General features: G+C 67.8%; 1 protein-coding gene. It reads right to left on the bottom strand.

Annotated elements, in window-relative coordinates; translation table 11 throughout:
* Positions 1-305: 305 nt before the first annotated feature.
* The gene (locus BY998_RS23620; RefSeq protein ID WP_210205517.1) at positions 306-6689 is read right to left on the bottom strand and encodes a hypothetical protein; all 6384 of its coding nucleotides are present in this window, start codon (positions 6687-6689) and stop codon (positions 306-308) included.
* Between the last annotated feature and the right edge of the window lie 2560 nt (positions 6690-9249).

Here is a 9249-nt window from a genome sequence, read left to right as displayed (position 1 = left end):
CAGCGATCGCCCGATCCAGTCACCCGGATCAGCTCCGCTCCACCACAAACTCCGAAGACCCCGAGGCACCTGACCACCAAGCGGTGGACCGCGGCGCCCCGTCGGTGAGGCAGCTTCTACGGACCACCGCCGCCGACGTCAACAGACCCGCCTGAAAAATTCGAAGGTGCCCGGTCGGACCACGAGGCCGCGCCGGTGCGAGCCGGATATCGGCGCGGGCCCCAACGGTGATCGTGACCTCGCCGATAGGCGACCGGTTCAGCCGGAGGCGAGAGCCAGGCTGCTGCGCAGCACGAGGTTGGCCTCTACCGCCTTCGGACAGCGTCGCGCTCAACGTCCTGGGTTAGCTGTCCGATCTGGATCAGCGGCTGCTTTGCCTCGCCGACAGCGCCGAACACCTTGAGCTCGATCTCCAAACGGGCTGCGCCGTCGGTCGTCGGCCCGTGCGTCGCGCGCCAATCGGCCACCACCGTCGCGAACGGAGCGATGAAGTCCGGTTTCACGTCGGGATCGACCGCGGAGGGGGACGGAGTCAGCAGGTTGATCGGCAGACGGACCCGAGGGAACGACGGTTGGCCCGGAACCAGCTCGTAGCTGTACAGACCCTGCATCGAGACATCGACGGCCGTCTTGGCGTCGCCCGCGTAGAGCGACTTGAAGAACGAGGTCAGCCGCGCCTCCAGATCCCCCGTCGCCCCCGTCATCGCGTCGAGCGAGAAGCTCTCGTAGCTCAGGCGCGGCACGATCGGTTCGGCGAAGCGGACTTTGGGCGTCTGGAACAGGAAGGCATCGTTCGTCCGGACCGACTTCAGGTTGCCGATCGGGAAGAGCGCGAGGTTGCGCTGAACGTAGACCGAAGCCCATCCGCTCTGCAGCGACAGCACGTCCAGCGGTGCCATCGAGACTTCGCGCCGGGCAATGCCCAGCGCCTGCTGTTCGGAGAGGTAGTCGGTCGTGCCATCCAACTCTCGTGTGTAGAGATAGGCGATCGTCACGCCCGGAGGCAGCCGATCCTGCGGCACGGCGCGCGCAGCATAGGTGTCAGGCTCGATCGCGATCACCGGCGACGGCAGGACGATCCCGCCGCCCGAAATCTTCCCTGTGCTCGAATCCCAGATGGCCGCCGTGCCGTTGATCGTGACATCGACGAGATTGACGCGGGCGTGGCCCTCTTCGCTGGCATCGAGCGTCGATGTGAAGGCGATGATGACGCGCGCAGGCTCGACCTCGGCCGCGAGCGACCGGGGTTTCAGGCTCTCGGCATAAGCCGTTGCGATCGCCGCGGTCTGAGCGGCGAAGCTCGCGACGGCTTTCCGCGCGCCGTCGCGCATCGCCGGGTCGGGCTCCTTGCCGTCGATCTTGGCGAGGTAGAGGTTCAGGTCACGCAGGATCGCATCGTGATCCGTGATGAATTGCGCGAGCGCGGTGAACAGGTCCGCGCCGACATCCCGCCCATCACCGTTCGAATCGGTATTGCCCGATCCGTTGTACTCGATCGTATGGGAGACCGCGTCGGAAGCCGCCTGCTGGTAGAGATATTCGAAGGCATAGCCCCATTTGGTCAGAGCCTCGGCATCCGCCCCAGGGTTCGAGCCGGTCAACTGTCCGGCCGACTGACCCGAGACGGTGGGTGGGGTCGGCAAGTTGCGATTGATTACCGGGATGTCGCAGACACCGTCGCCGAGCGCGTAGGAAAACGGACCATTGACGAAGGCAAGCCAGCGCGACTCGACATAGCCCTTGATCCCCGGGACCGTGGTGCGCTCGAATTCGAGATGGCTGATCTGCAGATCGAGCGTCAGCGGGACATAGGCTTGGCCTTCGACATCCTTCGAGACGAAGACGAAGGCGAGCCGCGGCTCATGCAACGCCTCGTCCTGCAGCACCGGACCCAGTGGAATCCGCGTCGGCGTGAGCGAGAAGTTCCGGTTGTCGGGGGCGCCCTCGACCACCCCCCTCGGCTGTCCGTAGAGGTTGGGCGGCCCAGCGGGATCGGCTCCTGAGGCGCCGCTGACCTCGCTAAGGCCGAACACGACCGCGGCTCCGCCGCGATAGGCGCCGCCGAGTTGGTTGAGCAATTGCTGGCGCAACTTCTCCGCAGCGGCGCTGCGCGTCGACGGATCGGTCGCGCTGGTCGACAGGACCGGCCATGCCGTTCCGCTGATCGCGCCGGCAAGCGCGTCCTTGGTCGCCAGCACCTGCCCCAGCAGGCCGTCTTTCAGCGGGTCCGTGACACCGTCGAGCCTGTCGAGGATGAAGGCGTGGGGCGCATAGGTGGCGGATAGGAATCCATCGATCGCGTCGAGGGCCGACTGGAACCATTGGTTCAGGTCGATGCCATCGAGGTGGAGCGTCTGGCTCTCTCCCGTCTCGTAGCTGATCAACGTCACGGCGCCGCCCTGCAGCGCTCGGGCGACGGGCTTGGGCGCGTAGTAGCTCGGTTGCGTCCCGAGTTCGAAGAAGATGCCTGTCCCGGCCGTCTTGCCGAAGCGGACCGCCCAAAGCTGCTGGGTGCCGGCCGCCGCATCCTCACCGAGGCGCGACAGGCCTTCGCCGACCTTGAGGTACCAGTCGGCCGTCCGGAAGATCTGCTCGAACGTCGTGCTGAAGGCGGTGTAGGCGACGTTGGCGTCGCGATCGCCGTCCGGCAGGATCGCGCCCGACATGCTCAAGCCATCCCGCAGCGCCGCCACCACCGGCTCGACGAGGAGCGGATTGCGGGTGAGCGTCAGCGCCACGTCCATTTCGATGATGTTGCCGGCCACGATGGCGCTCACATCCACGGGTACTGCGAGCGTCGCTTCCGGTGCCGTCCCCGGCCGGCCGGCCGCGATGGCTTTCAGATAGAGCAGGCAGGACCGGACATAGCCGCGGATCGCGTCCGCCTGCGCCTCGTCGAGGATGGTTTCGGAAGCCGCCAGCAGCGAATTGCTGACACGCATGGTGACGGCGTTTCCCGAAACGCCGGGCACGGATACGGCGAGGTTCGAATAGTCCTGGTGCAGTTGATAGTAGATGCGGGTGTAGAGTTTCAGGTCGGATTCGGCCCGGCTCCGGCCGGCGGCGCCCGCATAGGCCGCGCCATTGAGTGCAAAGCTCAGCTTGAGCGCAACGCCGCTGCCGGCCTCGTACGTGTAGCTGGCTCTGGTGTTGCTCCAGCCGCCCAGTCCGATCAGCCGGTCGCGGTACAGCATCGGCACCGCCGAGCCGTTGAGCGCACCCGCATAGCTCGGCGAAGGCGCCTCGAACGGCGTGACGACGGTGTTGCCGAAGATATCGCGCCACTGCAGCGCCACCTGCGCCGTGGTGCCGATGCCGCGATAGGGATTGGAATCCTTGCCCGGCAGTTCAGGATCGCTCGGGACCGGTGCGGCATTGACCAGCGCGAACTCGCTGCCGATTCCGAGCGACTGGCGATAGTCCAGATCGGCCTCTGCGACCGCGGCGAGCCGCGCCCCGCGCGCATCGCTGGCGCGTGCATGACTCTGGAACAGTTCACGCATGTCGTCGCCATGGTCCTGCGGACCGAAGGGAAGACCAAGCGGGCTCGCCTTGTAGAAGACGTTGCCCGCCAGCCCCGCCGCCAGCGCGGTATAGAGCTGGTACAGCGTATCGCGGGCGAAGTTCGGATCCGTCGGCTGGTCGGACGGGAGGCCGAAATTGACTCGGCTCAAAGCGAAACCCAGGTTGGGCGGCGGCAGCTGATCGCGCAGATCGAAGATCTCGGGATTGAGGGAGATCGGCGCGTGCGCCGGGTAGAGGCCGGCGGCATCGGCCGCACCGCGCGCCAGCAGATCGAGGCTCACACCGTAATACGCCGCCATGCTGTCGAAGCTCGCGCCCGGCGCCGCACCCGGATCGACCTTGTAGGTCACTTCGGGGATGGAGAAGACCGCTGCCAGGGCCACCGCTACGCCAGGGTTGTACCGGGCGATGTCCTGACCGCTGATCGGCACCGCTCCTGCCGAGAACAGGGCGGCCAGCTTGTCCAGGGTTGCGGCGGCGTCGATGGTGCCGCTGCCATCGCGCACCAGATCCGCATTGGTGAGCTGCCGCAGCGCCCCGCGGATGGGGATCAATGCGCCTGACGCCAGGGTGGTGCCGGCATTCGCTTCGGCGATCCGCCCCGGCCCGGGCCCGTAGATGGCGGACAGCGTATTCAGCGTGTCCTCGGCGGTCAGGGGCGCCGTCGGCCCGGTCGAGACCCGCGACAGCGTCTGGATCGCATCGTTGCGGGGATCGATCGCGTCGGTGGTTACGAACGAGGTGACGAAGTTCGGCAGTGTCTCGCCGAACGAGGCCGCACCCGAGGCCGCGAAGGTGACGACGATCGAAACGGTCCCGGAGCCCGAGGAATCGAACAGCGCGGACGGCAGCCCCGCCCCCGACGCCATGTCCTCATAGTAGAGGTAATAGCCGCCGCTGCGGACGGTGCTCAGTTCCCAGAGCAGGCGAATGAACTCCGCGGGGGTGTTGGCGATGCCGCGCGGCGGCGCCCCTGCGGCCAGCGCCAGGACGCTGCGCGCCGGCGGATTGGTCTCGGTCGAGAGATTGGTTTGGGTGATGAAGGCGAGGAAATCGCCGTCCGCCGGCGTCACCAGCATCGGCATGCCCGGCCCCGACGGGTTGTAGAGCAGGAACACGGCCGAGGCCATGTCCTCGCCCAGCTCGTCCATCGCCGTCAGGATGCGTTCGAGCCGGACGCCGTCGGCCGAATTGGGGCCGACGAGTTCGTAGACGAAGGGCAGCGACGGGGCCGATGCCGGGCCGCCCGGCAGCTCGCCGGCGCCGGTCTGCCGGGCGAGTTGCTGCGCGTCCGGCAGCCGCTTGATCTCGATGTCGAGGCGCGTGCACCATGCCCAGCTCTCGAGCGCGCCGTAGCGGGTCTGGCCCGTCGCCGGGTTGGTGGTCCCGACTTGCGGCTGGAACTGCGGCAGCAGCTTGTAAGTGTCGCGGATGCCCGGCACCGCGGCCCGTATTGCCTGTTCACGCGCCGAGACCAGGTTCATCTGGGCGGGCGGAAGCGCCCACAAGGTCGGCTGCGCTTGCGCAGCGGGAGCGGCTTCGCCGGACGAGACCGTTCCAGTGCGGTCCGTGAGCCGCTGCAGTTGAGGCACCGATCCGCTCGACCAGCGGGCATAGCCGCCCGCCGTGAACGCCTTGGGCTGCCGCTCGGCCAGCGGCAGCGCCGCGAAGACGGGCGCCGGCGCGAAATTGCCCGGCGTCCTTGCCCAGCCGACCACCGACAGCAGAGCGGAATACGCCGCGCTCAGATCGATCGCCATGGTCGCCGCGGATCTACCGTCGAACCCGACGAAGTCGAGGCTGACCCCGTGACTGCTCTCGGCACGCGACAGGGTGATGCCGTACGTCGTCGCGGCGGCCGGTACCGGGAATTGCTGGCCCGTGAGCTGATAGACCCCGTAGGCCGATTGGCCGGCGGGATAGAGGAAGTCGCCGGACAGGCTCAGCCCGGCCTGCCTCGGCAGTCGCAGGCCGTAGACGAGGAAGCGCGAGACCATGCCCGCGACCTGGCCGACCTGGCCCGTCGCCGCGATCGCGCTCCACAGCGCGCCGACCGGGAGCGCGTGCAGATTGGCGACCGTGAGCAGGCCCCCTTCCGCGGCGGGCGAGAACAGGCCTTCGACCGCTGTATTGGCAGCGGCGATCGCGGCGGCGTCCGTGCGGAACAGCTGGGCGAGGCTCGCGAGCGTGTCGGTCGACGCGCCGCCGTCGCCCGCGCTGGTATAGTCGATCGGGGGGATCGCCATCGGCAGGGTCGGCGTGAGCAGCCCCGTGACGGCGTAAAGGACGCTCTGCGCGGCCAGCGCGTCGATCGTGATCGGCCCGAGTTGCGCGGCGATGTCGTCGAAGCTGTCGCCCTGGCGCGTGACGACGCTGTGCGGGCGCCCGTCCTTGTCGGTCAGATCCAACGCGACCGCGCCCTGCAGCATGTGCCGGCCGCGGTTGGCGACGACGAGGTCGGCCGGCGTGGTGATCCAGCGGGCCGGCGCATTCGAATCCGAATAGCGCGCGGCCACGCTCTGCAGCGTGTCGCCGGCCTGCGTGACGAAGGAGAGTCCGCCGATGGTGAGCGACAATCGCGCGCCGAGCGCATGCCCGGCATTCGGCAGGGCGACGTCCGCGGTCGTCAGCGCGTTGCCCGGCACGCCATTGAGTTTGGACAGGATCGCGGCGATCGAACTCCGCTCCCGGAGCGGGTAGGCGTAGCCCTTCAGCGCGTCGGCGCCGGCCTGCAGCAATTGGCGCGCGATCAGCGTGAAGCTGTCGACGAAGACGAGCGCCGCGATCGACTCCGCCGTCTCGTCGAGAGCCGCGGCGCGGGGCTGCTCGCGGTTCTGCGCATCGATCTTCGCGGCGACCTCCGCGAACAGCGCGCTGACCGCCGCGGCATAGGCCGGCGTCGCGGTCGCATAGGTCTCGAAATCGATGGTCGATGCGCCGCCCGGAGCGCTCGGCGCGGCGACCGAGAGGCCGTCGAACACCGGGAACAGCGCCGACCCCTCATCGAGCCGATCCTTGAGGCCGCTCGCCCTGGCGGCAGCGGGATCCTCGATGTTGAGCGTGAAGCCGTCCGCCAGGAACTGGAGAAGCTGGGTGATCGTCAAGACCGGATGGGCGGTATCGGCGAGCCGCGTGACGTAGGCTTCGAGTTGCTCGATCGTCACCGCGGCCGCCAGCGCCTCGGCGAGATCGACCGTGTCGCCCTGGCCGTTGCCGAGCGTGTCGATGATCCACGGGAAGTAGGTCTGGGCCAGCCGGTCGAACGAGGTGCTCCCCGTCCCGGGCGAGCCGGCGGCAGGATCGGGCGCGTCCATCGCCAGCAGGAAGACGAACGCTCCCTGGTTCTGCGCGGGATCGGTGGCGCCCTCGGGAGCCAGGACGGTGTACTGGGCGCCCGCCAGCAGGCTGAGCGTGGGTCGTTCGCCCGCAGATGCGACGAGCCGCTTGGGCTGGGGCTGGAGCGTGCGGGCACGCCGCTCCGCGGCGTCGGGACCGCCCAGGATACGGCGGGGCGCCGCCAGCGCCTCGTGCATCCTCTCGCTCTCGACCTCCCAGGGCGCCGTCTCGTTCGACCCCAGGACGAACGTGGCCGAGACGCTGGCGGAGAAGGACAGGCTGATCGAGATCGAGAACAGGCCGAGGTCGATCTTGACCCTCAGGCTGATCGTCACGCTCGCCGATGCGACGACGGGTATCTCGCGGTGGCACTCGTAGGTGATCTGCAGCGACAGGACGATCTTGACGTTCACCGACGCCGAGATGATCGCGAATTCGACGCTGCCGTAGAGCAGACCGATGATGCCGACGGTGCCGGAAACCTTGAAGTAGTAGTCGCTCTGCAAGGAAGCCGTCGATTCCGGCCTGCCACTGCGTCGCCGTTTCCGCCTGTGTCACCAGCGCGAGGGCCCGCGGGTCTTGCGACCGAACCGTGGCCGAGGGGAGCAGGGTCGTCGCGTTGGCACCGCTCTTGGTCTGTGTCGGCGATTTGGCGGCGACGCGCACCGTGCCGTCGCGCAGGGCGAGGATCGGCTCACCCGCGACCTGCAAGAGATTCAGTTCGAGGCTGAAGCCGGCGCTGAAACTGAAGCTCTGTGCGCCGTAATCGATGGCCAGCGCGATGTCGGACAGCTCGATGTCACCGGTACTCGCCCGGTCGAGCACTACCGAGCCGCCCGAGAGTGTCGTCAGGAAATCACTGAGCTTCGCCGTTCCGGCAAATCCCGCATAGAATTGCTTCTGCGAATTGAACTTGACCGAGAAGACCCCATCACCCTCGCCACCCGGTCCCTTGAAGACGCTGGTGGCCAGCGTGAACTGCGTCGAGAAGTCATAGAGATGTTGGCGTGCGGGCGGATCGAACGGATAGGCCATCGACCAGTTCAGGGAAAAGCTGGTGATCGTGAAGTCGAGAGCGCCGGTGGGATCGGGCAGGATCGTCCAGCGGGTGTTCTTCGAACTGCCGATATCGACCGATAGCGCGGTCACCTTGGACGAGGCGCCCAGATTGCCCGAGATCGAGAAGCCGTTCAGGCCGACGAAGGTCAGGAATTGCTGGACCGTGTCCGGTGTGGCGGCGAGATAGCCGCCATTCCCGCCCATCAGCTGGATGATTCCCGCCGGCGTGATGGGCTTGCCGTCCTGCGCCACCGACAGGGCGATCGTGTAGCGCGTGGTGTCGCCCGGCGTCACGGCGACGTCGAGCGCGTAGATCCCGTCGTTTCCGACATCGAAGCGCGACGAGATCGAGAGCGTCGGCGCCTGATCCCCGGCGTCGGGATCCTCGTCGGGATCGGCGAGCAGGAGCACGCCGCCCACCTCGCTCGACCCGTCCGGCGCCGGGATCGTGATCGTGACGCTCGGATCGCGCACCTTCAGATAGACCAGATCGAAGGTCCCGTTCTGGATGGTCGCCGAAAGGCGCCCCGGCGGAAAGAGAACGGTCTGGCCGTCGAACGCGCCCATGTTGAGCGGTCCGCTCAGAAGCAGATCGCCGGCCGGCGCGGCGAGCCCGTCGAACAGGGGGAGGAAGGGCGCGACGATGGTGGGCAGCGGAACCGTGGCGAAGAGATTCTGGACCGCGCCGCCGGACACCCTGCGCCCCGCGCTATCGCCGTAGGGATAGGTGCCGGCCTCGCTGGAGAAGACGAAGGCGACGCCGCTCAGAACAGCGAACTGGTCGAACGGGAACGCGCCCATGAAGGCGAAGGAATCGATCCAGGTCCAACCGGCCGGCGTGGTCTCCACCTGCACGACCAGCGTGCCGGCCTCGACCGTGAAGACCAGGGTCGCCCGCGCGGCGAGCGGCGCCTTGGCGCCGACGAACGGGACGGTCGCCTTCTTCACCGTGAACGCGGCGCCCTCCACCTTGCCGACATCGGCCTTGGCGACCGCGACGGTGAAGTCGGCCGGCAGCTTCAGAAAGAAGGCTTGGCGCAGCCACGCGTCGTAGTCGGGCGGTACCGTGACGGCCGCATCGTCGAGGCCCGCCGTCAGAAAGGCGGCATCGAGGGGAAAGGGCTGACCTCCGGCGGCGGCCTCGACCGCGGCGCGCAGATTGTCGATGGCGCTCATGTGATGCCTTCCTGCGCCTTAGATCCGCATCGGGCCTGACCGCATCGGGCCGGCGTATCTAGAGCGGCATCCGATCAGGTTGGATCGTAGGCGTCGTAGCCTGCGGCCGCGAGATAGTTGCGGCACTCCGCCGTTGAGAAGCGCCTGAACGCG

Source organism: Methylobacterium sp. B4, assembly GCF_003201865.1.
Lineage (GTDB): Bacteria > Pseudomonadota > Alphaproteobacteria > Rhizobiales > Beijerinckiaceae > Methylobacterium.
The sequence above is the reverse complement of the archived record's forward strand: the minus strand, read 5'-3'. Positions and strand labels throughout refer to the sequence as shown.